Annotated in this window: 23 protein-coding genes; 15 read left to right on the top strand and 8 right to left on the bottom strand. The window is 63.1% G+C overall.

What is annotated here, in order from left to right; translation table 11 throughout:
* Nucleotides 1-5 precede the first annotated feature (5 nt).
* A complete protein-coding gene (locus FD715_RS05055; RefSeq protein ID WP_147106140.1) occupies nucleotides 6-1,172 on the top strand; it encodes a M20 aminoacylase family protein in 1,167 nt (388 codons plus the stop codon).
* 50 nt (nucleotides 1,173-1,222) lie between these two features.
* Here the strand turns inward: FD715_RS05055 and FD715_RS05050 are convergent, their stop codons facing one another.
* From FD715_RS05050 to moaA, 3 genes are read right to left on the bottom strand one after another with little or no spacing between them, the layout of a single operon-like run.
* Entirely contained in the window at nucleotides 1,223-2,272 is a 1,050-nt protein-coding gene (locus FD715_RS05050; RefSeq protein WP_147106138.1) for a glycosyltransferase family 4 protein, read from the bottom strand.
* Nucleotides 2,265-3,560, bottom strand: coding sequence for a 3-deoxy-D-manno-octulosonic acid transferase (locus tag FD715_RS05045; protein ID WP_147106135.1), 1,296 nt, complete (start codon nucleotides 3,558-3,560; stop codon nucleotides 2,265-2,267). Before FD715_RS05045 ends, FD715_RS05050 begins: the two co-directional genes overlap by 8 nt.
* Nucleotides 3,561-3,567: 7 nt before the next feature.
* Complete coding sequence (gene moaA / locus FD715_RS05040; protein ID WP_147106132.1) at nucleotides 3,568-4,575, bottom strand: GTP 3',8-cyclase MoaA; 1,008 nt, start codon at nucleotides 4,573-4,575, stop codon at nucleotides 3,568-3,570.
* Nucleotides 4,576-4,652: 77 nt separating this feature from the next.
* Between moaA and FD715_RS05035 the strand changes: the two genes are divergently transcribed.
* Complete coding sequence (locus FD715_RS05035; RefSeq protein WP_147106129.1) at nucleotides 4,653-5,087, top strand: hypothetical protein; 435 nt, start codon at nucleotides 4,653-4,655, stop codon at nucleotides 5,085-5,087.
* A gap of 100 nt (nucleotides 5,088-5,187) precedes the next feature.
* Here FD715_RS05035 and FD715_RS05030 read toward each other — a convergent pair whose 3' ends face one another.
* Genes FD715_RS05030 through glmU form a run of 3 tightly spaced genes read right to left on the bottom strand, consistent with a single transcriptional unit; the run spans nucleotide 5,188 to nucleotide 9,035 of the window.
* Nucleotides 5,188-5,862 carry a DNA alkylation repair protein gene (locus tag FD715_RS05030; protein ID WP_147106127.1) on the bottom strand — a complete coding sequence of 225 codons (675 nt, stop codon included), beginning with the start codon at nucleotides 5,860-5,862 and terminating at the stop codon, nucleotides 5,188-5,190.
* Nucleotides 5,859-7,679, bottom strand: a complete 1,821-nt coding sequence (glmS, locus tag FD715_RS05025) for a glutamine--fructose-6-phosphate transaminase (isomerizing) (RefSeq protein ID WP_147106124.1) — start codon at nucleotides 7,677-7,679, stop codon at nucleotides 5,859-5,861. The genes FD715_RS05030 and glmS overlap by 4 nt, the downstream gene beginning before the upstream one ends.
* Nucleotides 7,680-9,035 (bottom strand): bifunctional UDP-N-acetylglucosamine diphosphorylase/glucosamine-1-phosphate N-acetyltransferase GlmU, encoded by a 1,356-nt coding sequence (glmU, locus tag FD715_RS05020; RefSeq protein WP_147106121.1) that lies wholly within the window; start codon nucleotides 9,033-9,035, stop codon nucleotides 7,680-7,682.
* A gap of 126 nt (nucleotides 9,036-9,161) precedes the next feature.
* Here glmU and FD715_RS05015 point away from each other — a divergent pair, with 126 nt between their 5' ends.
* The 6 genes from FD715_RS05015 to FD715_RS04990 all read left to right on the top strand — a co-directional run bounded on the left by FD715_RS05015 (nucleotide 9,162) and on the right by FD715_RS04990 (nucleotide 14,946).
* Nucleotides 9,162-9,827, top strand: a complete 666-nt coding sequence (locus tag FD715_RS05015; protein WP_147106118.1) for an HAD-IA family hydrolase — start codon at nucleotides 9,162-9,164, stop codon at nucleotides 9,825-9,827.
* Nucleotides 9,828-9,905: 78 nt separating this feature from the next.
* Nucleotides 9,906-11,105, top strand: a complete 1,200-nt coding sequence (locus FD715_RS05010) for a DegT/DnrJ/EryC1/StrS aminotransferase family protein (RefSeq protein ID WP_147106116.1) — start codon at nucleotides 9,906-9,908, stop codon at nucleotides 11,103-11,105.
* A gap of 131 nt (nucleotides 11,106-11,236) precedes the next feature.
* A complete protein-coding gene (locus FD715_RS05005; protein ID WP_147106113.1) occupies nucleotides 11,237-11,965 on the top strand; it encodes an EF-hand domain-containing protein in 729 nt (242 codons plus the stop codon).
* Nucleotides 11,966-12,044: 79 nt separating this feature from the next.
* Nucleotides 12,045-13,208 (top strand): isovaleryl-CoA dehydrogenase, encoded by a 1,164-nt coding sequence (locus FD715_RS05000; RefSeq protein WP_147106110.1) that lies wholly within the window; start codon nucleotides 12,045-12,047, stop codon nucleotides 13,206-13,208.
* On the top strand, nucleotides 13,208-13,483 hold the full coding sequence (locus tag FD715_RS04995; RefSeq protein WP_147106108.1) for a hypothetical protein: 276 nt from the start codon (nucleotides 13,208-13,210) through the stop codon (nucleotides 13,481-13,483). Before FD715_RS05000 ends, FD715_RS04995 begins: the two co-directional genes overlap by 1 nt.
* The gene (locus tag FD715_RS04990; protein ID WP_147106105.1) at nucleotides 13,480-14,946 is read left to right on the top strand and encodes an AMP-binding protein; all 1,467 of its coding nucleotides are present in this window, start codon (nucleotides 13,480-13,482) and stop codon (nucleotides 14,944-14,946) included. The genes FD715_RS04995 and FD715_RS04990 overlap by 4 nt, the downstream gene beginning before the upstream one ends.
* 14 nt (nucleotides 14,947-14,960) lie before the next feature.
* Here FD715_RS04990 and FD715_RS04985 read toward each other — a convergent pair whose 3' ends face one another.
* A complete protein-coding gene (locus tag FD715_RS04985; RefSeq protein ID WP_147106102.1) occupies nucleotides 14,961-15,566 on the bottom strand; it encodes an OmpW family protein in 606 nt (201 codons plus the stop codon).
* A 137-nt stretch (nucleotides 15,567-15,703) separates the two neighbouring features.
* Between FD715_RS04985 and FD715_RS04980 the strand changes: the two genes are divergently transcribed.
* From FD715_RS04980 to FD715_RS04950, 7 genes are read left to right on the top strand one after another with little or no spacing between them, the layout of a single operon-like run.
* Nucleotides 15,704-17,308 carry a carboxyl transferase domain-containing protein gene (locus tag FD715_RS04980; RefSeq protein ID WP_147106100.1) on the top strand — a complete coding sequence of 535 codons (1,605 nt, stop codon included), beginning with the start codon at nucleotides 15,704-15,706 and terminating at the stop codon, nucleotides 17,306-17,308.
* Nucleotides 17,308-17,607, top strand: coding sequence for a hypothetical protein (locus FD715_RS22750; protein WP_147106097.1), 300 nt, complete (start codon nucleotides 17,308-17,310; stop codon nucleotides 17,605-17,607). Before FD715_RS04980 ends, FD715_RS22750 begins: the two co-directional genes overlap by 1 nt.
* Nucleotides 17,608-17,609: 2 nt before the next feature.
* The gene (locus FD715_RS04970) at nucleotides 17,610-19,547 is read left to right on the top strand and encodes an acetyl/propionyl/methylcrotonyl-CoA carboxylase subunit alpha (RefSeq protein ID WP_147106732.1); all 1,938 of its coding nucleotides are present in this window, start codon (nucleotides 17,610-17,612) and stop codon (nucleotides 19,545-19,547) included.
* Complete coding sequence (locus tag FD715_RS04965) at nucleotides 19,544-20,176, top strand: glutathione S-transferase family protein (protein ID WP_147106094.1); 633 nt, start codon at nucleotides 19,544-19,546, stop codon at nucleotides 20,174-20,176. The genes FD715_RS04970 and FD715_RS04965 overlap by 4 nt, the downstream gene beginning before the upstream one ends.
* Nucleotides 20,173-20,838: a glutathione S-transferase family protein gene (locus FD715_RS04960; RefSeq protein ID WP_147106093.1), complete on the top strand. Its 666-nt coding sequence runs from the start codon at nucleotides 20,173-20,175 to the stop codon at nucleotides 20,836-20,838. Before FD715_RS04965 ends, FD715_RS04960 begins: the two co-directional genes overlap by 4 nt.
* Entirely contained in the window at nucleotides 20,839-21,708 is an 870-nt protein-coding gene (locus FD715_RS04955; protein WP_147106090.1) for a hydroxymethylglutaryl-CoA lyase, read from the top strand.
* Nucleotides 21,705-22,490: a crotonase/enoyl-CoA hydratase family protein gene (locus tag FD715_RS04950; RefSeq protein ID WP_147106088.1), complete on the top strand. Its 786-nt coding sequence runs from the start codon at nucleotides 21,705-21,707 to the stop codon at nucleotides 22,488-22,490. The genes FD715_RS04955 and FD715_RS04950 overlap by 4 nt, the downstream gene beginning before the upstream one ends.
* Here the strand turns inward: FD715_RS04950 and FD715_RS04945 are convergent.
* Nucleotides 22,487-23,362, bottom strand: coding sequence for a LysR family transcriptional regulator (locus FD715_RS04945; RefSeq protein WP_189799406.1), 876 nt, complete (start codon nucleotides 23,360-23,362; stop codon nucleotides 22,487-22,489). The two genes, FD715_RS04950 and FD715_RS04945, sit on opposite strands and share 4 nt — an antisense overlap.
* Nucleotides 23,363-23,385: the final 23 nt, after the last annotated feature.

Here is a 23,385-nt window from a genome sequence, read left to right as displayed (position 1 = left end):
TACGAATGCCCATCAAGAACCGTTTTGCCGAAATGCATGCCGACATCACCGCGTGGCGGCGCGACATCCACCAGCATCCAGAGATTCTGTTCGACACCCACCGCACCAGCGCACTGGTCGCCGAAAAGCTGCGCGCCTTCGGTTGCGACGAGGTGGTCGAGGGCATTGGCCGCACAGGGGTTGTGGGTGTGATCAAGGGCAAGACGGATGGCTCGGGTAAGGTGATTGGACTGCGCGCCGATATGGATGCGCTGCCGATCCATGAGCAGACCGGGGTCGAGTATGCCTCGCAAACGCCCAACGCCATGCACGCCTGCGGCCATGACGGACACACGGCGATGCTGCTAGGGGCCGCGCAATACCTGTCAGAGACGCGGAATTTCGATGGCACGGTCGTGGTCATCTTTCAGCCAGCAGAAGAGGGCGGCGGTGGTGGTCGCGAGATGTGCGATGACGGGATGATGGACCGTTGGGGCATCCAGGAAGTGTATGGCATGCACAACTGGCCCGGACGCCCTGTGGGCGAGTTTGCGATCCGCTCCGGACCGTTCTTTGCCGCAACCGATCTGCTGGAGATCGAGTTCGAGGGGCTGGGCGGCCATGCCGCAAAACCGCAGGATACAATTGACACGACCCTCATGGCCTCTCATGCGGTCACGATGCTGCAGTCCATCGCGAGCCGGAACGCCGATCCGATTGATCGCATCGTGGTGTCGATCACCTCGTTCCAGACATCGTCAAATGCGTTCAACGTGATCCCGCAGACGGTGCAGATCATGGGCACGGTCCGCACTATGAGCGCCGAGGTGCGCGACCTGGCCGAAAAGCGGGTGACCGAGATTTGCGAGGGCGTCGCACGCACCTTTGGCGGTGTGGCGCGGGTCAACTACAACAGGAACTATCCTGTGATGGTAAACCATGACGCCCAGACCGAGTTCGCGGCCGAGGTTGCGCGGTCAGTGTCGGGACAGTGTGACGAGGCACCACTAGTGATGGGCGGCGAAGATTTCGCCTTCATGCTGGAAGAACGGCCAGGCGCATACATCCTCGTGGGCAACGGCGACACGGCTATGGTCCATCACCCCGAATACAACTTCAATGACGAGGCTATCCCGGCGGGCTGCTCGTGGTGGGCCGAGATCGTTGAACAGAGGCTTCCACTGGCGTCGTGACGGTCGGGTGACGCTCCTGCGGGTGGCAGATCGCCCCACCCACCGTCCCGTCAGTCGCTCAGAAGGTTTTTGTAGATCGCGATGATGGCGTCTGCTTCCTGCTTGAGTTGGAAGTGGTCGATCATATGCGCGCGCGCCTGTTCGGACCATTGGGCGCGTTTGACCGGATCTGACAAAAGTGCTTGGGCCGCCTCGACCATCTGGTCGACGTCACCTGCGTCAATCAGCGTTCCGGTCTGGCCATCTTTCACCAATTCCTCGAACGCGCCCACGCGGGTCGCGATGGCGGGCGCGCCACATGCCATGGCCTCAAGTGGGGTGAGGCCGAACCCTTCCCACCGCTGCGGGGCGACGTAGATGTCGAGCGCCTGGTAAAAGCGCGGTGTCTCCCACACCGGCACTTCGGGCAGAAACAGCAAGCGGTCGCCGAGGCCAGCGCTTTGGACCCGCGCTTTGAGATCGTCGAGAAACGCCTGATCCTTATCCACGGCACGACCCATGACGATGGCGGCGGCATCCGGGTGATCGGCAAGAACGCGGATCATGGCATCGACGAAGACATCCGTACCCTTCTGCGCCCGGATGCGGCCAAAGCAACCCAAGAGCGGTCCGGCCGGCAGACCCAGTTCAGCCCGCAGCGCCGTCTTGTCCGGGTGGGGCGAAAACGTGTCCGTGTCGATGCCGTGATGGATCACGGTTGCTGGCCGTTCCAGATACTCCGCGGTCTTTGCCGAAGTGGCGATGACAGCATCCATGCGCCGGATCAGAGCCTTGGTCAGCCCGGTATGCTGGCGCTGGCTGGCTGAGGTAAAAAGCAGCTTGAGCCGTTTGCCGAGAAGCCCGCGCAGGGCGAGGCCCACAATCATTTCGACATTGCGGCGGGCATGCCAGACGCGCGGGCCAGAGGGGCCCTTGCGCGACATGCCGATCAGCCGGGACCAATGCACATTCGGAACCTCGTCCGGCATCTCGGGTGCGCAGGCGGTGATGGCGATGGACTGCGCCTGCAGCGGCACAAGCCGCGCCACGGTGGCTGTCACGCCCGACAGACGCCGTTTGAAATTGGGCGCGATGATGTCGATGTGGGCAAGTTCAGGCATGCGGCTCAATAGCGTGGTCGTCCATCAGCGAAAAGAGCCGCCCAGCAATCTGATCCAGCGCCTCGGTGCCTGTCGGGGCGAGGGGGCGGGCGTTGTTGGCAAGCTGTGCGGCGCGGCTGGGATGGGTCAGCAGCGTTTCGACCTCTGCCGCCAGCGCTGTACCGTCGCGGACTTCCACACTCGCGTCCTTCATCCGGAATGCGGCATAGGCTTCGGCAAAGTTGGCGTAGTGCGGCCCGTGCAGAATGGCCGTATGCGCGGCGGCGGGTTCGAAGGGCGTGTGCCCGCCAACATCGGAAAATGACCCGCCAAGAAACACCATGGGGCTGAGCGCGTACCACAAGTCCGTCTCCCCCATTGTGTCTGCCAGATAGACCTGGGAGTCCGCGTCCAGATCACTGCCCGCACTGCGCTGCGCGACGCTCAGCCCCGCCTTTTTGATGAGGGCCAGAATGTCATCGGCCCTTTCGGGGTGGCGCGGCACGAGGATCAGGCACAGGTTGGCGTGCGCCCGCAGCAGCGTCTTGTGCGCGGCGAGCACGTGTTCTTCCTCGCCCGGATGGGTCGAGGCGGCGACCCAGACGGGGCGACCGGCAAGCCCGTTGTGGGCAGAATCCAGCGCCTGCGATGTCACGCGCGGGGCGCCGAGGATGGATTTCAGATTGGTGCCTTGCTCGGCTGCATCCAGTCCCATGTCGCGCAAATGATCCCGGCTGCGGCGGTCCTGGCAATGGGCCCAGACAATGCCGCGCAGCACATAGGCAGCAGTGCCGGGGTACTTCTTCCATCCGGCGGCACTGCGATCGGACAGGCGGGCGTTGAGAAGTGCGACCGGCAGGTCCCGTTCTGCACACAGGTTCAGAAGGTTTGGCCAAAGCTCGGATTCCACAAGAACGCATAGGTCCGGACGCCAGTGTGCCAGAAAGCGGGTGAGGGGGCCGATCCCATCCAGCGGGCTGAACTGATGCATGGCGGTTTCGGGTAACCGGGGGGCAACCGCTTCTGCCGATGTTGCAGTGCCGGAGGTCAGCAGGATCTGTGTGCCGGGCGCGACATCGCGGATGCGGGCCAGTAGGGGGAGGACCGACTTCGCCTCGCCCACCGACGCGCCGTGAAACCAGATCAGCGGCCCCAGCGGTCGCTCGAGCGTGGCATGTCCCAGCCGTTCATGGGCACGGTGTACAGGCACGCCTGAGCGCCGCAGCTTTCCTACGGCAGAGCGCGCAGCAAAGGGCAAAGCGACCGCGCTGAGCGCGCGGTAAAGCCGGTAAAGGGCCGTGGGCCGCATTGTAAGGTTAGCCGCCCGTGTGGCTCATGTGGCGTGGCATCTGCCCGTCCAGCCGTTGGCGGGAATAGTCGAAATCATGCCCCTTGGGCTTGAGAGCGATGGCGGCTCGGATGGCTTCTTCCAAAGCGCGGTCGTCGTTGGGGAAGTCCCGCAGGGGCGCACGCAGGTCGGCCATGTCTTCCTGGCCAAGGCACATATAGATCTCTCCCGTGCACGTGATCCGCACGCGGTTGCAGCTTTCGCAGAAATTGTGGCTCAACGGTGTGATAAAGCCGATCTTTTGCCCCGTTTCCTCCAGCCTTACATATCGCGCGGGACCGCCCGTGCGTTCGGCGAGGTCGGTGACTGTGTAGTGCTCGGCATAACGGGCGCGCACGTCCTTGAGTGACCAGTATTGGCCAAGACGGTCCTCGTTGCCGATGTCGCCCATCGGCATAACCTCGATCCAGGTCAGGTCCATGTCACGCTCAGCGCACCATTGGGTGATCTTCGGCAACTCGTCTTCATTGAACCCTTTGAGCGCCACAGCGTTCAGTTTCACCCGCAGGCCTGCGGCTTGCGCCGCATCAATGCCGCGCAGCACTTGGGGCAAGCGGCCCCAGCGTGTTATGTCCGAGAATTTCTGTTCATCCAGCGTGTCGAGCGACACGTTCACGCGGCGGACGCCCGCAGCGTAAAGGTCCTTGGCAAAGCGTTCGAGCTGACTGCCATTGGTGGTCAGCGTCAACTCCTTGAGCGTGCCGGCTTCCAGATGGCGACCCATGCTGTTGAAGAACGTCATGATATCGCGACGGACCAGCGGTTCGCCGCCGGTGATCCGCAGTTTTTCAACGCCGAGACCAACAAAGGTCGAACACATGCGATCCAGCTCTTCGAGCGTCAAAAGCTCTTTTTTCGGCAGGAAGGTCATGTTTTCCGACATGCAATAGACGCAGCGGAAATCGCACCGGTCGGTGACGGATACACGCAGGTAGGTAATCGCGCGCTGGAAGGGGTCGATCAATGGGGCGGTCATAAGATAGTGGTAGGCATGGCGCGTCCCTCTCGCAAGGGGGGATTGCCGAATAAGGGACCAAAGTCGAGGTGGAAGCGATGCGATGGATGATGTTGGGGGTATGTGGTCTGGCACTTTCGGCCTGTGACGTCGTCCCGCAATGGGCAGGCGGGACGCGGCCTGCAGCGGTTGTGGCGGATGATGCCGTGTCAGAGAGCCCCGATTGTGCGGTCGAACCTGCGGACGAGGTGACAGAGGAGACACCCGTGGCCGAAGTCTCCATCGGCACGCTGGGCCGTACGGTGGCGTCTCTTGGCAACGCGGCGGAGCCGGGGCTGTGGTTGAAAACCCCGCTCGTGTCGGTCGAACAGTCCGGGCGTGTGTACTATGATGCTACAAACACAACTGTGGATGTGACCTTGATCCCGATTGATGGGCCCGCCACGGCTGGCAGCCGGTTGTCGCTGGCGGCCATGCAAGCGCTGGGTGCGCCGCTCACCGGGCTGCCTGAGGTGGATGTGTTTGGCGCGTAACGGTTTTCTGACACAGAAAACCCGTGGAAACCGGCGCGGTTTCCAGCGCGGTACCTGCTTGCCGCCTGGGAAAGCCCACGGAGTTCGCGTCGAACTCCGCCTAGAGGTACTTCCCAGCCTCTTTCCGCGCGAAGGGTTTCATCGCGTCGCCATGTTTGTTTAGGAACGCTGTCGCGCGCGGAACATCGTGCTTTGACAGTTCACGCAGCCACCACGCAATGGCCTTTTGAATGAACCAGGTGTGGTCGGGCACGTAACCGGCTGCCCACTCCAGGACTTGTTCCCGGATGGCGATGTCCTGTGGTTTGGGGTTGTTCTGCTTGGTCCACGGCAGGGTGATGACAAGGGCCGCGCGCCGCGTCCACATGTGATCGGAACTGGTCCACAACGCGACCTGATCGACGCGGGCAGGGTCGGCCACCAGCCGCTTCTGACCTGCCATACAGGCGTGATCGGCAATGGCCCAACTGTCGAAATCGGGCACCCAGGACGTGATCAGATCCCAGACCGCCTCATCCGGTCGTATCCGTGCTTGCGTCAGCAGTTTCGCGGCAGTCACCCGCGCCTCGTAGACGTCGGTTTGCCAAAGGGCATCCGCAAGTGCCACGCGATCCGGCACGTCCAGACTTTGACGCCAAGATTTTGTCAGATCATTCAAAACTGGGTTCGGCACCCCCAGATGCAGGCGGTCCGACTTGTGATAGGCTTTAGCCCCCTTCGCCCGCTCCGCGTCGGCGTGGGCGGAGATCTCCGCCATTGCCTCCTTGGGTGTCATTCCACGGTCACGGACTTGGCCAGGTTCCGGGGCTGGTCCACATCCGTGCCCTTTGCAACGGCAGTGTGATACGCTAGAAGTTGCGCGGGCAGAGCATAGAGGATAGGGGCCACGATGTCCGGACAGTCGGGCATCGCGATCTCGGCCCACACGCCGTCACCAGCCTCGGCAATCCCGGCAGCGTTCGATACCAGCACGACCTTGCCCTTGCGCGCCATGACTTCCTGCATGTTCGAGACGGTCTTGTCGAAGAGGCCATCTTTCGGAGCCATGACCACAACCGGAACATGCTTGTCGATCAGCGCGATGGGGCCGTGTTTCAGCTCACCTGATGCGTAAGCTTCGGCATGTATATAGCTGATCTCCTTGAGCTTCAGCGCACCTTCAAGCGCGAGAGGATACATGACGCCACGCCCCAGGAAAAGAATATCGCGCGCTTCGGCCAGCTTGCGGGCTGTCGCCTGCATGACACTGCTGCGCTCGATGCCATGCGTCATCAGGGCCGGAAGGCTGCGCAGTGTCGATACGTGATCGGCAAAGGTCTCTGCATCAATCGCGCCCCGATCTTTGGCCGCGCGCAGGGCGAGCATCAGCAGGACGGTAAGCTGGCAGGTGAAGGCCTTTGTCGAGGCCACACCGACCTCGACCCCAGCGTGGATCGGCAGGGCCAGATCGCTTTCGCGCGCAATCGAGCTTTCGGGGACGTTGATCACCGACACGATCTTGTCCGCCTTGCCCTCGCAATAGCGCAGGGCGGCGAGCGTGTCCGCCGTTTCGCCCGACTGGCTGACGAACAGCGCCAGCGTCCGGCCCGGAACGGGCGGCTCGCGGTACCGGAATTCCGATGCGACATCGACCTCGACTGGCAAGCGCGCCACTTGTTCAAACCAGTACTTCGCGGTCAGGCAGGCGTAATATGCGGTCCCGCAGGCCACCATTGTCAGCCGATCAATGGCTGTGAAGTCGATGCCGGGATCGGGCAGGGTGATCTCCCCATCCGTGCCCAGATAGTTGGCGAGCGTGTTGTTCAGCACGGCAGGTTGCTCGGCGATTTCCTTGGCCATGAAATGCTTGTGTCCGGCCTTGTCGATACGCGCCGCATCGATCTGGATTTGGCGGACGGCGCGGTTGGCGAGCGTTCCGTTGGCGTCGCGAATCTCGACGCCCTGACGTGTCACGACGGCGCGGTCGCCTTCCTCAAGATACGTGATGCGGTCGGTCAGCGGCGCAAGCGCGATGGCATCCGAACCCACGAACATCTCGCCCTCTCCATACCCGATAGCCAGCGGAGAGCCCTTGCGCGCGGCGACGATCAGGTTGTCCTGCCCGTCAAAGAGAAAGGCGAGGGCGAAAGCGCCCTCCAGCCGGTCTACGGTCTTAAAAGCGGCCGCGACGGGCTCCATCCCTTGCTGCATGTGGTGATGCGTCAGCAGCGCGACGGTTTCCGTGTCCGTTTCGGTTTCGAACCCGATCCCGGCCTTGGCCAGCTCGGCTCGCAACTCGCGGAAGTTTTCGACAATTCCGTTGTGCACGACAGCCACCGCACCTGCGCGGTGGGGGTGGGCATTGCCTTCGGATGGTCCCCCGTGCGTGGCCCAGCGGGTGTGACCTATGCCGGCCTTGCCGGGCAGGGGGTCATGCACCAGCTTGTCGCTAAGGTTCACCAGCTTGCCGACGGCACGGCGGCGATCCAGCGTGCCGCCGTTGATCGTGGCGATGCCAGAGCTGTCGTAGCCGCGATACTCCAACCGCTTCAGCGCCTCGACCAAGATGGGCGCGACCTCATGGTTGCCCAGAACGCCTACAATTCCGCACATTTAGCTGCCTCTGCTCTGACGGGCCTTTTTGGCCTTCAATATCTCAAACAATTTGCGGGCCATGCCCGGTTTCTCGACCTGAGGGGCGCGCGCGATGGCCAATGCGCCATCATCCACGTCGGATGTAATGACCGAGCCGGAGCCGGTCATTGCCTCATCGCCCACAGAAACGGGTGCAACCAGCATCGTGTTCGACCCGATAAAGGCGCGCGCGCCAATCTCGGTCCGGTGCTTCATCACGCCATCGTAGTTGCAGGTGATGGTGCCCGCGCCAATATTGCTGGCCTCGCCCACCGATGCGTCGCCGATATAGGAGAGGTGATTGACCTTGGCACCGGTTGCCAGTGTGGCGTTCTTCACCTCGACGAAATTGCCGATACGCACGCCCTCGGCCAACTCCGCACCGGGGCGCAGTCGCGCATATGGTCCCACGATCGCGCGGCGCGACACGTGGCACCCTTCCAGATGCGAAAAGGCGCGAATGGTTGCGCCGCTTTCGACCGTCACACCAGGTCCAAATACCACATTCGGCTCAATCAGCGCATCGCGCCCGATCACCGTGTCAAAGGACAGGTAAACAGTTTCAGGCGCCATCAATGTCACGCCGCCATCCAGCAAAGTGGCCCGCGCGCGTGCCTGAAAGATTGCGTCGGCTCCCGCCAGGTCGGTGCGGCTGTCGACGCCCAGTGTCTCTGCTTCGTCACATTTGATGGCTGTGACGCTGAGCCCTTTTGCGTTCGCCAGTTCCGGCACGGCGGTCAGGTAATACTCGCCCGAGGCGTTGTCGTTGGTGACCTCCGACAGCATGTCGAACATGACCTTTGCGTTGCACGCAATCAGCCCGCTATTGGTGAAGCGTATGGTGCGCTCTTCTTCCGTCGCATCCTTGTACTCAACGATCTTGACCAGCCGGTCGCCGTCCATGACCAGACGCCCATAGCGCGGCTGCACTTCTGCAATGTCAAAGCCCAAGACCACGATGTCATGGGTTTGCCGGGCCTCCACCATACGCGAAAGTGTCTCAGGCTGTAGAAAGGGTGTGTCTCCAAACAGAACCACCACATCGCCGTCGAATCCGTCCAGCGCGCCACGCGCCTGATCCACGGCGTGGCCCGTGCCAAGCTGTTCTTTCTGGATCACGACCTCAATCGAGGGGTCATATGCGAGAGCGGCAGCTTGCACCTGCTCTGCGCCGTGACCCGCCACAACGATTGTCCGCGCAGGATCAAGGGCCGCGCTCGTTTGCAGGGCGTGGTGCAGCATGGGCGCACCGGCAATGGGGTGGAGGACCTTGGGCAGGTCCGATTTCATCCTCGTGCCTTTGCCTGCGGCCAGGATGATGAGTGCGACGCTCATGGCTTTCTCTTTGTGTTTTTGTTTGGCCCTGTTTATCCGCTGGGGGCAAAGGCGCAAGCGGGCGGGCCATCAAACATGGTTTCGGCCTGCAACAGAAAAGGGCGGTCATCCGCCGGAAAGGCGGGTATGGCGGCAGTGATTTTCGACCTTGACGGGACCTTGGCGGATACAAGCGGCGATCTGCTGGCTGCCGCCAACCACTGCTTTCGCGACATGGGGCTGGGCGATGTGCTAGGGCCAGAGGACGCGGGCGTGGCCCTGCGCGGCGGGCGGATGATGCTGCGCACCGGGCTGGCGCGTATGGACCGGATGGATGACGCAGTAGTGGATCGCTATTACCCCGTCCTGCTCGAAGCCTATGCCGCCGACATTTCCAGCCGCACCACACTCTATCCCGGCGTGATGGACAGTATCGCTGTGCTCAAGGATCACGGCTACGCCATCGGCATTTGCACCAACAAACCCGAGGGGCTGGCGGAACAATTGATGCAGGATCTCGGCGTGCGCGATGCCTTTGGCAGTCTGGTGGGGGCCGACACCTTACCCGTGCGCAAACCCGATCCCGAGCCACTGTTTGAGGCGACGCGGCGGCTGGGAGTCGATCCAAACGCCTGCCTGCTGGTCGGCGACAGTGACACCGACCGCAACACGGCGCGCGCTGCAGGCGTGCCGTCGATCCTTGTCACCTTCGGCCCGTCCGGAGAGGACATGGCGGCGCTTGAGCCAGAAGCGCTGCTGGATGACTTCGCCGCGCTGCCCGCGGTGGTCGCAGCGCTGCGTCCGCTGGGATAACCATCAGTTGCGGTTTCAGTTTCCGAAATCGGGCACCCGTACCTTGACGGGACCCGCGCCGCATTTCACAAACAGACCATGACAGAGCGTTTCACAGGCAATTTCACCCAGCAGGAACCGATCCCCGAAGCCGGGATCGAAGCCGCCGTCGCCGTCATGCGGCATGGCCGCCTGCATCGTTACAACACCGGCCCGGACGAGCTGTCCGAAACCGCGCTTCTGGAACAGGAATTCGCGGCGACCGTTGGATCGCAATACTGCCTCGCTGTCGCCTCTGGCGGATACGCGATGGCCACCGCCTTGCGTGCGGTTGGGGTCAAGCCAGGCGACAAGGTGCTGTCCAACGCCTTCACGTTGGCACCTGTGCCGGGGGCCATCGCGTCACTTGGCGCAATCCCAGTTTTTGTCGGCGTCACCGAAAGCCTGACCATCGACCTGGACGACCTTGAGGCAAAACTGGGCGAGGCTCGTGTCCTCCTTTTGAGCCATATGCGCGGGCATATCTGCGATATGGACCGCCTGATGGCAATGTGCGATGCAGCAGGTGTGACAGTGATCGAGGATTGCGCGCATACCATGGGCGCGGCGTGGAACGGCACGCCTTCGGGGCGGCACGGTGCCATCGGCTGCTATTCCTGCCAGACCTACAAACACGTCAACTCGGGTGAGGGCGGGTTCCTTGTCACCGACGATCCGCACCTCGCGGCCAAGGCGGTGATGCTGTCCGGCAGCTACATGCTCTACGAACGCCACCTCGCCGCCCCGCCCAAAGAGGCGTTTGACGACATCAAGTACCACACACCCAACATCTCGGGCCGCATGGACAACCTGCGTGCCGCTATCCTGCGCCCGCAAGTGGCCGATCTTGCGACGCAATGCCAGCGCTGGAACGACCGCTACTATGCACTGGAAAACGGCCTGCGCGACACGCCCGGTCTGACAGTCATTGACCGGCCCGAAGCGGAGACCATCGTCGGCTCCTCCTTCCAGTTCCTCCTGCTCGATTGGGCCGCGTCCGCCGTTCGTGATGTGGTGGCCAAGTGCGCGGCGCGGGGGGTCGAACTGAAATGGTTTGGCGCAGCCGAACCCGTCGCCTTCACCAGCCGCTATGACAGCTGGCGCTATGCGCCGTCAAAACCCATGGCCGCAAGCGACCGGGTTCTGGCGGGCATCGTCGATCTGCGCGTGCCGCTCACCTTCAGCCTCGAAGACTGCGCGCTGATCGCCCGGATCATTCGGGATGAAGTGTCGCGCGCCCACAACCGTAGCCTCGCCTAACCCAACGCATTTCCGCTGAAATCTCGTGTCCGGACACGAAATCCCGTGCGTCCGGGCATGGCGATGGTAGAAATTGATGCACCACATGCGGCCTGTGTCAGGCAGCACGTCATTTCATCAAGTCATCGATCATGCGCCAAGAAAAGAAATCCGAAACGCTCGAAGTCCGGGTCAGCCTCAGTGAAAAATCCGCCTTTGCCGCCCGTGCGGCAGCGCGCGGTGAATCCATGAGTGCTGCCCTGCGCCGAATGATTGCCGAAGATGCCGTGCCTCAACTTGTACCCAAGGAGGCCCCCATGAGAACCAGACTAGCCTTTGCCAGCGCGCCTGTCGTGCTGACCATATTGATCCTCGCCACCGTATCGCTTGTCGGTGCAGAGGCGGACACGCGCACCGACTTCAAAGGTAATTTCCGCGGAAAGGACGCCAACCGCGACGGCGTCCTTGATCGTGAGGAACTGATCGCCGTCATGGCCCACCGCATCGCCGAAGTCGATGTGCCGCCCGTTTGCAAAGGCACGCAGTGGGAAGAGCGCTGGAACGCCACGCCCGAGATGCTGGCGGACGGCCATATGGAGTTTTACGACGGCAACGGCGACGGCGTGGCCACGCTCAGCGAATACATCTCCGCCTATGAAGCGAAACGCGGCGCCGAGTTCACCGAAGCTGACGCCGACGGCAGCGGATATATGGACGCCCAGGAAATGGTCGCCGCATACCAAGTGGATGAGGTAAAGATACATACCGAATGCCGCGCGGCCATCGGCATGCACGGGTCCGAGACTGTTCCCGAGATCATCGAATTTCTCGACACTGACAAGGATGGCAAAGTCAGTATGCGCGAATTCATGGATCACTGACCGGGACTCGACATATCAACCCTCTCCCGCTATTTATGAACAAGCGTTCAATTTACGGGTGAATATCGGGGGAGGGCCCATGTTCCACGCATCCATGGCATTCGATCTGAACGAAGACGTCGGCGCTCTGCGCGAGATGGTCCATCGCTGGGCGCAGGACCGTGTCAAGCCGATGGCGGCCAAGATCGACAGTGAAAACGACTTTCCGTCTGAGTTGTGGCCCGAGATGGGCGAATTGGGCTTACTCGGCATCACCGTCGATGAAGAGGATGGCGGGGCAGGAATGGGATACCTCGCCCACACCGTCGCCATCGAAGAGATCGCGCGCGCCAGTGCGTCGGTCTCGCTCAGCTACGGTGCGCATTCGAACCTCTGCGTGAATCAGATCAAGCTGAATGCAACGCCAGAGCAGAAGGCAAAGTACCTGCCGGGGCTTGTGAGCGGCCAGCATGTCGGTGCCCTTGCCATGTCCGAGGCGGGCGCAGGCTCTGACGTCGTGTCGATGAAGCTGCAGGCCGAAAAGCGCAACGACCGCTTCATTCTGAACGGCACCAAATACTGGATCACCAACGGCCCCGACGCCGACACGCTGGTTGTGTACGCCAAGACGGATCCCGAGGCCGGACCGCGCGGCATGACCGCCTTTCTGATCGAAAAAGAGATGAAAGGCTTTTCCACCTCGCCGCATTTCGACAAGCTGGGGATGCGCGGGTCGAACACGGGCGAGTTGATTTTTGAAGACGTCGAAGTCCCGTTTGAAAACATCCTGGGCGAAGAGGGGCGCGGCGTGGCCGTGCTCATGTCCGGGCTCGATTACGAGCGGGTCGTGCTGGCGGGCATTGGCCTCGGCATCATGGCGGCTTGTTTGGATGAGGTCATGCCATACGTCAGCGAGCGCAAACAGTTCGGCCAGCCCATCGGGAACTTCCAGCTGATGCAAGGCAAGATCGCGGACATGTATACGGCCATGAATTCAGCTCGCGCCTATGTCTATGAAGTGGCGAAAGCCTGCGACCGGGGCGAGGTGACACGCCAGGACGCGGCAGCCTGCTGCCTCTACGCCTCTGAAGAGGCGATGAAGCAGGCGCACCAGGCGGTGCAGGCCATGGGCGGTGCAGGGTTCCTGAATGATGCACCCGTCGCCCGCATCTTCCGCGACGCCAAGCTGATGGAGATCGGTGCCGGCACGTCCGAGATCCGACGCATGCTTGTGGGCCGCGAACTGGTTTCGGCCATGTTGTGATGCCGCGGCAGGTCGTCATCACCACGGCTGTGCTTGTTGTTCTGGCGGCCCTTGGCGGGTTCTGGCTGGGCCAGCGGCAAGTCACCCTCGACGCGAGCGGCGTGATCGAATCCGTGGCCGACGCCCATGTGGCCCAGCACGGTGGCGACCGCAGTCAGTGCGTCGGCTGGCCGGGTGAAGACGGGGCCGTGTTCTATGTGCGCTGTGCCGGAATACTCTACGCCGTCGACCGCTGGGGCAGCCTGTCCGTCGTGGATCAGGAGGGCGGCATATGAACATGGCTGCCCAATGCCTCGACCATCTGTCAGACAAGGTCGCAATCATTGATCTGTCGGGTGACGCGCCTGCGAATGTCACCTTCGGTGATCTGACCGACATGGTGGATGACCTCGCTCGCGCGCTGCAGGCGCAGGTTCAGTCCGGCGACCGTGTGGGCGTGCTGTTGTCGCAGACGCCGTGGTGCGCGGCAGCTCATCTCGCGATCTGGAAAATCGGCGCGATTTCAGTGCCTTTGTTCAAGTTGTTCAAGAAAGACGCCCTGCGAACACGCATTGAAGACGCAGGCGCAGCACTGGTGCTGACCGACGCAGAGGGTACTGCATTGGTCGGCGATCTCGCAACATGCTGGATCACAGATGAGGCCGGTATCCCCGGTAATCCGATGCCCTTCGCGCCTGTCACAGCGGACACGCCTGCCGTGCTGATCTACACATCCGGCACCACCGGCGCACCCAAGGGCGCGTTGCATGGGCATGGCGTGCTGGACGGGCATCTGCCGGGCGTGCGGCTCAGCCACGACGATCTGGGCCAACCCGGTGATTGCCTTTGGACGCCAGCAGACTGGGCCTGGATCGGCGGGCTTTTTGACGTGCTGATGCCGGGACTCACCATGGGCGTGCCAGTCGTTGCGTCGCGGATGCGCCGGTTTAACGTCGATGAATGCATCAAGATCGTCGCGCAGGCCTGTGTCAAAAACGTATTTTTTCCACCAACCGCACTGAGGATGCTCAAAGCGGAAGGTGCCGACATCGCCGGCCTGCGCTCGGTCGCGAGCGGTGGCGAGCCTCTGGGTGCGGAAATGCTCGCTTGGGGACGCGACGCGCTTGGCGTGACGATCAACGAATTTTACGGGCAGACTGAATGCAACATGGTGGTGACCTCTTGCGCCGCCCGCTACCAGACAAAACCGGGCTGCATGGGGCGCGCCGTGCCGGGGTTCGACGTTGCCGTCATTGATGCCGATGGCAACATAACGGACGGAGAGGGCGACATAGCGGTCAAGCGTGGCGCGCCGTCCATGATGCTGGAATACTGGAAACGGCCCGACGAAACCGCAGCAAAGTTTCGCGGCGACTGGATGCTCACAGGCGATCGCGGCCAACAAGACGGAGAAGGCATCCGCTTTGTCGGACGGGATGATGACGTCATCACTTCGGCAGGATACCGGATCGGCCCGGCCGAGATCGAAGACTGCTTGCTGACGCACCCGGATGTTGCGACCGCCGGTGTGGTGGGCAAGCCCGACCCGCTGCGGACAGAGATCGTAAAGGCGTATGTCGTGCCGAAAGAGGGGCGCACGCCAACTGGCCGCGCCTTGCAAGATCACGTCAAAGAGCGTCTGGCAAGCTATTCATATCCAAGGGAAATCGAATTTGTAGACGCCTTGCCCATGACGGTCACGGGCAAGGTCATTCGCAAGGAACTCAAGGCCCGCGCCGCACAGGAGGCGCAGGCATGACGCGGTCCTCCGGCTCAGAACTTCCGTACATAGGCGAAGTTGAGCACGATGGGATCAATCTCGGCGGTGCCGATCTGTGCGCCGTTCAGGGTCACATCGGTGTCGATGTCGATCCAGCGGATGTTGGCCCGGAAGGCGTCCTGCGGGCTGAAGGCGTAGTCCACACCGGCCTGTACGGCGACACCCCAGCTGTTGTCCAATTCAAGGTTCCCGAGGTCCGACTGCTCGTCGAAGAAGGTGGTGTAGTTCACGCCAAGGCCAACATAGGGCTTCCACTTGGTGTCGGTCGGGAAGTGGTAGTTGACCGACAGTGTCGGCGGCAGGTGATTGACCGATCCGGCAAAGCCGACACCGGCAAGGTCTATGTCATGCTCGAACGGGGTCGCGGCCAGCAGTTCGATGCCCACGTTGTCCCAGATGAAATATTCGCCGGTAATGGTCAGGGCATAGCCGTCGTCGATGTCGGCTTCGGCGCCGTTCAGGATGCCGTTCCCGGACTTGGGAAAGACACCGCCCACCCCGACACCCAACGTCCAATCGCCCTGGTTCTGCGCGAACGCGCCCGTGGTCAGAGCGGCAAGGGTCAGGGCAGCGGTGGTGATGCGGAGAGTGTTTTTCATGTTCTTGTCCAATCACGTCGTTATGTGGGGACAAGTCTCTCAGACCTTTGGATGATCCGCGTTGATGCAGGTCAAACGGCGTATCGAAAACGCGGTGTTTATCCTCTTAGATCAAGACCGAACGCAGGAGACGCACAATGCGCCTGACCTCCTCCGCCTTGCCGGGGTCCGACCAGTTCCGAAGCAATCGGGAGGCGCACCTTGCGGCGCTGGCAGATGTACGCGCCGCCGCCGAACAGGCGGCAGCTGGCGGAGGGCAGAAATCACGTGACAGGCATGTGAGCCGCGGCAAGATGCTGCCGCGCGACCGGGTCGCCAACCTGCTGGATCCAGGCTCTCCGTTCCTTGAGGTCGGCGCCACGGCGGCCCATGGCCTTTACGACGGCGCGGCTCCCTGCGCGGGCGTTGTCGCGGGCATCGGCCGCGTGATGGGGCACGAGGTCATGGTTGTCTGCAACGACGCCACGGTGAAGGGCGGCACCTACTACCCAATGACCGTCAAAAAGCACCTGCGCGCGCAGGAGATTGCCGAGCAGAACCATCTGCCTTGCATCTACCTCGTCGACAGCGGCGGCGCAAACCTGCCCAACCAGGACGAGGTGTTCCCGGACCGCGACCACTTCGGCCGCATCTTCTTTAACCAGGCGCAGATGAGCGCCAAGGGCATCCCGCAGATCGCAGTGGTTATGGGGTCGTGCACTGCTGGCGGGGCCTATGTTCCGGCCATGTCCGACGTGACGATTATCGTGAAAGAACAGGGCACCATCTTTCTGGCTGGTCCGCCGCTGGTCAAGGCGGCGACGGGCGAGGTGGTGAGCGCCGAGAATCTTGGTGGCGGCGACGTCCATACGCGCCTGTCGGGCGTGGCGGATTATCTTGCCGAAGATGACGCGCACGCCTTGGCATTGGCGCGGCGCGCCATCGGTAATCTCAACCTGCGCAAGCCGGACACGGTGGTCCTGCACAGCCCCGAGGAACCGGCCTACGACCCCGAAGAAATCTTGGGCGTCGTGCCTGCAGATCTGCGCACGCCCTATGACATACATGAGGTGATCGCCCGCATTGTCGATGGCTCCCGCTTCGACCCGTTCAAGGCGCGCTTTGGCGAGACGCTGGTCTGCGGGTTCGCCCACATCAAAGGTGTGCCCGTCGGGATCATCGCCAACAATGGCGTGCTGTTTTCGGAAGCAGCCCAAAAGGGCGCGCATTTCGTGGAACTGTGCAGCCAGCGGAAAATCCCATTGGTCTTCCTGCAAAACATCACCGGCTTCATGGTTGGCCAGAAATACGAAAATGAAGGCATCGCACGGCACGGGGCCAAGATGGTGACAGCGGTGGCCACCACGTCCGTGCCCAAGGTCACGATGCTGGTCGGCGGCTCGTTCGGCGCAGGCAATTACGGCATGGCGGGCCGCGCCTATTCCCCGCGCTTCCTTTGGTCGTGGCCGAACTCCCGCATCTCGGTCATGGGCGGCGCGCAGGCGGCAGGTGTGCTGGCAACGGTCAAGCGCGACGGGATCGAACGGGCAGGGGGCACATGGTCGGCGGATGAAGAGGCGGCCTTCAAACAACCCACCATCGACATGTTCGACGAACAATCCCACCCGCTCTACGCCTCCGCCCGGCTCTGGGACGACGGCGTGATCGACCCGCGCAAGGCGCGTGACGTATTGTATCTGAGCCTGAGTGCCGCGCTGAATTCCCCGATTGGGGAGACACGCTTTGGCGTGTTCCGGATGTGATGTCGGGATTTTCTGGGCATATCGAAGATGCGTTTTCTTTTAAAGACCGCGGGATCGCACTCATGTTGACAAACATAGAAGGACATCCTCGCGTCGGCATGCGGCTCAACATTTCAGGATATGAATGCACTTTGACCGAAGTTGGCCGAAACACCACGGACGGACAGGCCGTGTCATCTCGCGATTGTCTGACGGGAAAGCCCGTAGCGCCCTATGGCCATATTCTGATCGAATGGAACGGAGCAGCCTTGCCTGAGAAAAGTCTAAGGCACCAAGAGGTCAAGGAAGTGCAGGTCTGATGATGTTCAACACAATCCTGATCGCGAACCGGGGCGAAATTGCCTGCCGTATCATGGAAACAGCGCAAGCAATGGGGGTACGCTGCGTGGCTGTCTACTCCGACGCGGACGCCGGCGCCAAACATGTGCAGATGGCGGACATGGCTGTGCATATCGGTGGTCCCGCCCCGGCAGACAGCTATCTGCGTGGTGACGTCATCATTCAGGCGGCGCTCGACACAGGCGCGCAGGCGATCCACCCCGGCTATGGCTTTCTGTCCGAGAACCCCGGTTTCGTCGAAGCGGTAGAGGCGGCTGGCCTGATCTTCATCGGCCCGTCTGCCAAAGCGATCCGGGCCATGGGGCTCAAGGATGCGGCCAAGGCCCTGATGGTCCAGGCGGGCGTACCTGTCGTGCCCGGCTATCACGGTGCGGACCAGTCTGATGATCTGCTGGCTGCTGAGGCGGACCAGATGGGCTATCCTGTTCTCATCAAGGCCGTCGCAGGCGGCGGCGGCAAGGGCATGCGTCTGGTCGAAACGCCTGGTGACTTTGCCGACGCGCTGGCCAGTGCCCGGAGCGAGGCGAAGACGGCCTTTGGCAACCCCGACGTGCTGGTCGAGAAATTCGTCACCCAGCCGCGCCATATCGAGGTGCAGGTCTTTGGCGACGGCACCCGCGCCGTGCATCTCTTTGAACGCGATTGTTCGCTGCAACGCCGCCACCAGAAGGTGATCGAGGAGGCACCAGCCCCCGGTATGACCGACCAGATGCGTGCGGCCATGGGTGAGGCTGCCGTGCGTGCGGCCGAAGCCATTGGCTACAAGGGCGCAGGCACGGTCGAGTTCATTGTCGACGGGTCAGGCCCGCTGCGTCCCGACGGGTTCTTCTTCATGGAGATGAACACGCGGTTGCAGGTCGAACACCCTGTGACCGAGGCCATCACCGGCGTCGATCTGGTCGAATGGCAATTGCGCGTCGCCGCGGGCGAGGCGATGCCCATGACTCAAGCCGACCTGAGCATCACAGGCCACGCATTCGAGGCGCGGCTCTACGCCGAGGACGTGCCCGCAGGCTTCCTGCCCGCGACCGGCACGCTCACCCACCTGCAGTTCCCGGCCACGGCCCGCGCAGACAGCGGCGTGCGCGCAGGGGATGAAATCAGCCCACACTACGACCCGATGATCGCCAAGGTCATCGTCCACGGCTCCACACGTGCTGTCGCCCTAAAACGGCTGTGCCAAGCGCTGGCTGGCACCCAGGTGGCCGGCACTGTCACTAACCTCGCCTTTCTTGGAGCGCTCGGACAGCACGATGGCTTTGCCGCCGGAGAGGTCGACACTGGCCTGATCGCACGCGACCTGGACACGCTTGTGCAGCAGCCCGCAATTGCTCCGCAGCACGCCGTTGCCGCCGCCATGGCGATTTCCGACCTCGACACACCCGGTCAGGATGCGGGCTTCGCGCTTTGGCAGCCGCTGCGCCGGACTGTACCGCTAGCACAGGACGAGGATGACATCGCCTGCACGGTTGAGGTTGCAGATGCCGACACCCAGCACTGGGATGTCGACGGAACGCGCGTCACAGCCCACCGCAGCCAGGGCCGCTGGCGTATCGACGGCCATCCGCTGCCGGATGTGCACGTCGCAGGTGGCGTCGCAACGGTGTTCGATAACTACGGCATCGCCTTCCGCATCATCGACCCGCTCGACGTGGCAACGAGCGCCGCAGGCGATGGCAACTTGGTCGAGGCGCCAATGCCCGGCCTTGTCAAAGCGGTCTTTGCGACCGCCGGCGCACCCGTCGCAAAAGGCGATCGGCTTGCCATTCTCGAAGCGATGAAGATGGAGCATGTGCTGCTCGCCGCCCGCGACGGCACGGTGGCCGAAGTGCTCGCTGCCGAAGGAGATCAGGTGGTGGCCGGTGCGGCCCTCGTGCGGCTCGAAGAAGACACCGCATGAGCGACCTGCGCCTTATCGGTTACCGCTACAGCGTCTACACGCGGGCGGCGCGAATGGGGCTGCACCTGGCCGATTGCGTCTATGCGTACGATGAGGTGAACCCTTTTGACGTGGACGCCTCCCAGCAAACAGGGCATCCGCTGGGCCGCGTGCCGGTGCTGCTGATCGGCACCGCGTCACTCTACGAAACCGCTGCGATCCTGACTTGGTGCGATGCGACACGCGACTGGCAGGCCACAGCTATGGTGGAGGCCCGCGCCGCACAAGTGGGTGGGATCGTGGATGCCTATGGCTACTGGCCCATGGTGCGGCGGGTCTATTCCCACGGCTGGTTTCGACCGGCCATCGGGGAAGCACCGGATCAGGACGAAATCGCGACGGGGCTCAAGGCATCCGAACCGGTCCTCGACATGCTGGAGGACATCGCGCGCTCGGGCGAGGTTCTGACGGGCAGCGAACTGACCCGCGCCGATTGCCACCTCGCCCCCATGATCGACGCCTTCCAGCGCGCGCCCGAGGGCGCGGAAGCGCTTGCAAAGCGCCCAACGCTGGCAGGCTGGTTCGACGCGATCAAGACAACGGATACCTTCACCACCACTGCCTACGGCGCCTTTCCGGAGGGACCATGATCACGCTCCACCACTGTCCGCAAACCCGGTCCATGCGGACGCTATGGCTGCTGCACGAATTGGACGTGCCCTTCCAGGTCAATATCCACCCCTTCGACAAATCCCTGCGCACGCCCGAATTCCTGACGCTCAGCCCCGCTGGCCGCGTGCCTGCATTGGAAATCGACGGCGAGCGCATGTTCGAAACCGGCGCCATCACCGAATACCTCTGCGACCGCTTCAGCCCCAATGGGCTGGGGCGCGGCGCGGACAGTCCGGACCGCATGGCCTGGCTGGTCTGGGTGCATTTCGCCGAAACCGTCAGCCAGCACGCTGCTGCGCTGACCCAGCAGCATATCGTGCTTTATGACGATGCCATGCGCAGCCCTACGGTGATGAAGCTCGAAGCTGCGCGGCTGGGCAAATGCTACGACGCGATTGAGGCACGATTGTCCACTCCGGTCGAAAACCGCGACTACCTGCTGACCTCGGGCTTTTCCGCCGCCGACATCTCGGTGGGGCAGGCGGTGTACATGGCGCGGCACTTCCGTGGCTTTGACGATCACCCGGAACTGGCCCGCTGGTTTGCGCGCATCATCGACCGGCCGGGATTTCAGGCGAGTTTGCCCGAAGCCGACACCCGGCTCTATGATCAAGACTTCTATCCGGCGTGGGAGACATAGATGGACGCGGTTGAGATTTACGAGGTTGGCCCCCGCGACGGCCTCCAGAACGAGGCGCGCGAAATTCCTGTGGCCGAGAAGGTGGCGCTGGTCGACAAACTGAGCACCGCAGGCTTTCGCCGCATCGAATGCGCCAGTTTCGTCAGCCCCAAATGGGTGCCCCAGATGGCAGGAAGTGCCGAGGTACTGGCGGGCATCACCCGCGCGCCTGGCATCCGCTACGCCGCTCTCACGCCCAACATGCGCGGCTTTGACGATGCGCGCGCTGCTGGCGCGGACGAGGTGGCGGTCTTCGGCTCCGCCAGCGAAGGGTTCAGCCGCGCCAACGTCAATGCCTCCATCGACGAGGCGCTGGAACGGTTCGCGCCGGTGATCGAAGCGGCCCGCGCCATCGATCTGCCGGTGCGCGGCTATGTCTCCTGCGTGGTCGATTGCCCCTATGACGGGCCGGTGGCGCCAGAGGCCGTGGCCCGCGTCGCGGACCGTTTGTTCGCCATGGGCTGCTACGAGATCAGCCTGGGCGACACCATCGGGCAGGGCACCCCCGACGCCGTTGCCCGGATGCTGCTGGCGGTGCGCGATGTGGTGCCCGTCGGACGGCTGGCGGGGCATTTCCACGACACAAGCGGGCGGGCGCTCGACAACATCGACGCCTCCTTGGCGCTGGGCCTGCGCGTCTTTGATGCGGCGGTTGGCGGCTTGGGCGGGTGCCCCTATGCGCCCGGGGCCGCAGGCAATGTCGCAACCGAGGCGGTGGCCGCGCATCTTGCGCGGCTGGGCTATGACACCGGCCTCGACCTCGACGTGATTGCCGAGGCAGCACAGATGGCCCGCGCCATGCGCGGCACAGACAAGGACGGACAGACGTGACCGACACTATCGCTATCACGACCGACCCACGCGGCGTCGCCACGCTGCTGCTCAACCGTGCCGACAAGCACAACGCCATGAACGCGCAGATGATCGCGGACTTGCACGCCGCCGCCCGCACGCTCGGAGCAGATGACGCCGTGCGGGTCGTGGTTCTCGCTGGCGCGGGCAAGACTTTTTGCGCAGGCGGTGATCTTGGCTGGATGCGCGACCAGATGCAGGCCGATGCGGACACGCGGGCGTCCGAGGCGGGCAAGCTCGCCCATATGCTGCACGCCCTCAACACGATGCCGAAACCGCTGATTGCCGCGCTGCATGGCAATGCGTTTGGGGGCGGCGTCGGCATGGCGTCGGTCTGCGATGTCGCCATCGGCGCCAACCATATCAAGATGGGCCTGACGGAAACGCGGCTGGGGATCATCCCGGCCACCATCGGTCCATATGTCGTGGCGCGTATGGGCGAGGGGCGGGCGCGCCGCGTCTTCATGTCTTCGCGCCTGTTCGACGCGCAGGAAGCCGTTGATCTCGGCCTGTTGGCACGGGTCGTGCCTGCGGATGATCTGGCGACGGCGGTTGAGGCCGAGGTTGCCCCCTATCTCAACTGCGCGCCCGGCGCCGTGGCCGCAGCCAAGGCGCTGGCGCGCAGCTTTGGCCCGCGCATCGACGACGACACCATCGCCACCTCCATCGCGGCGCTCAAAGACCGCTGGGAAACCGAAGAAGCGGCAGAGGGGATCGACGCCTTCTTCGCCAAGCGCAAGGCGGCGTGGGTCGCGACCTAGATCGCCTCTCCGGCAAAGGCGTGACGTTGTTTGCGCAAGGCTGCCGACACGAACTCGGTAAAGGCGGCAATGCGGGGCACAGCCCGCAGGTCCGCATGGGTCAGCACCCAAAGCGGCGCATAGGGCATCAGCGGCAGCCCCGGCACGCGGGCCAGTGTCGGATCACCATCGCCCAGCACGCAGGGCATCCGGGTGGCCCCCAGACCGGCACGCACCGCGCCGGTCATTGCGACCATGTCATCCAGCCGCATCACCGTCCGCGTGTTGGGATAAACCTCCAGCACGTCACGCGGCGCAGGCTGCCAATGCAGGAAGCGCAGCCAGTGCAGACGGCGCTCCGGGTCCGTCTCAAACGCTGCAAGATAGGCGTGGCTGGCATAGACAGCCGATTTCTGCGGCGCGGCTTGCCGTCCTACCAGATCCGGGTGAGGGGCTTCGGCAATGCGAATGGCCACATCGGCTTCGCGTTCTGCCAGGTTCAGCGTTTCGATGCTGCCAAGGATGCTGAGTTCGATTTCCGGATGGGCCCGTGCAAACGCGCCAAAGATCGGGGCCAGAACGGCCTGTACCATCAGATGCGGCGCCGTCACGGTCAAGGGTCCGCTCAGCGCCGCGTCCCGCGCGGCAATGCTGCGGGACAGGGAGGCGTGTTCGACCTCGAAGGTCTCGGCCGTGCGGGCGGCGTCCCGTCCGGCTTGCGTCGGGACGTATCCCGAAGGACGGCGGTCAAACAGGGGGGCCCCAAGGGCGACTTCTGCCGCCGCAATGCGGCGCGCCACGGTGGCATGGTTCACCCCAAGGGCGCGCGCGGCACCGCTCAGCCCGCCATGGCGCACCGTTTCCAGAACATATTTCAGATCACCCCAGTCCATGTGACCTCCCATCTGCATAACCT

Source organism: Tateyamaria sp. syn59 (assembly GCF_007995245.1).
In the GTDB taxonomy this organism is placed as follows: domain Bacteria; phylum Pseudomonadota; class Alphaproteobacteria; order Rhodobacterales; family Rhodobacteraceae; genus Tateyamaria.
Note: the sequence above shows the minus strand (reverse complement) of the source record. Positions and strands in the feature narration are given on the sequence as shown.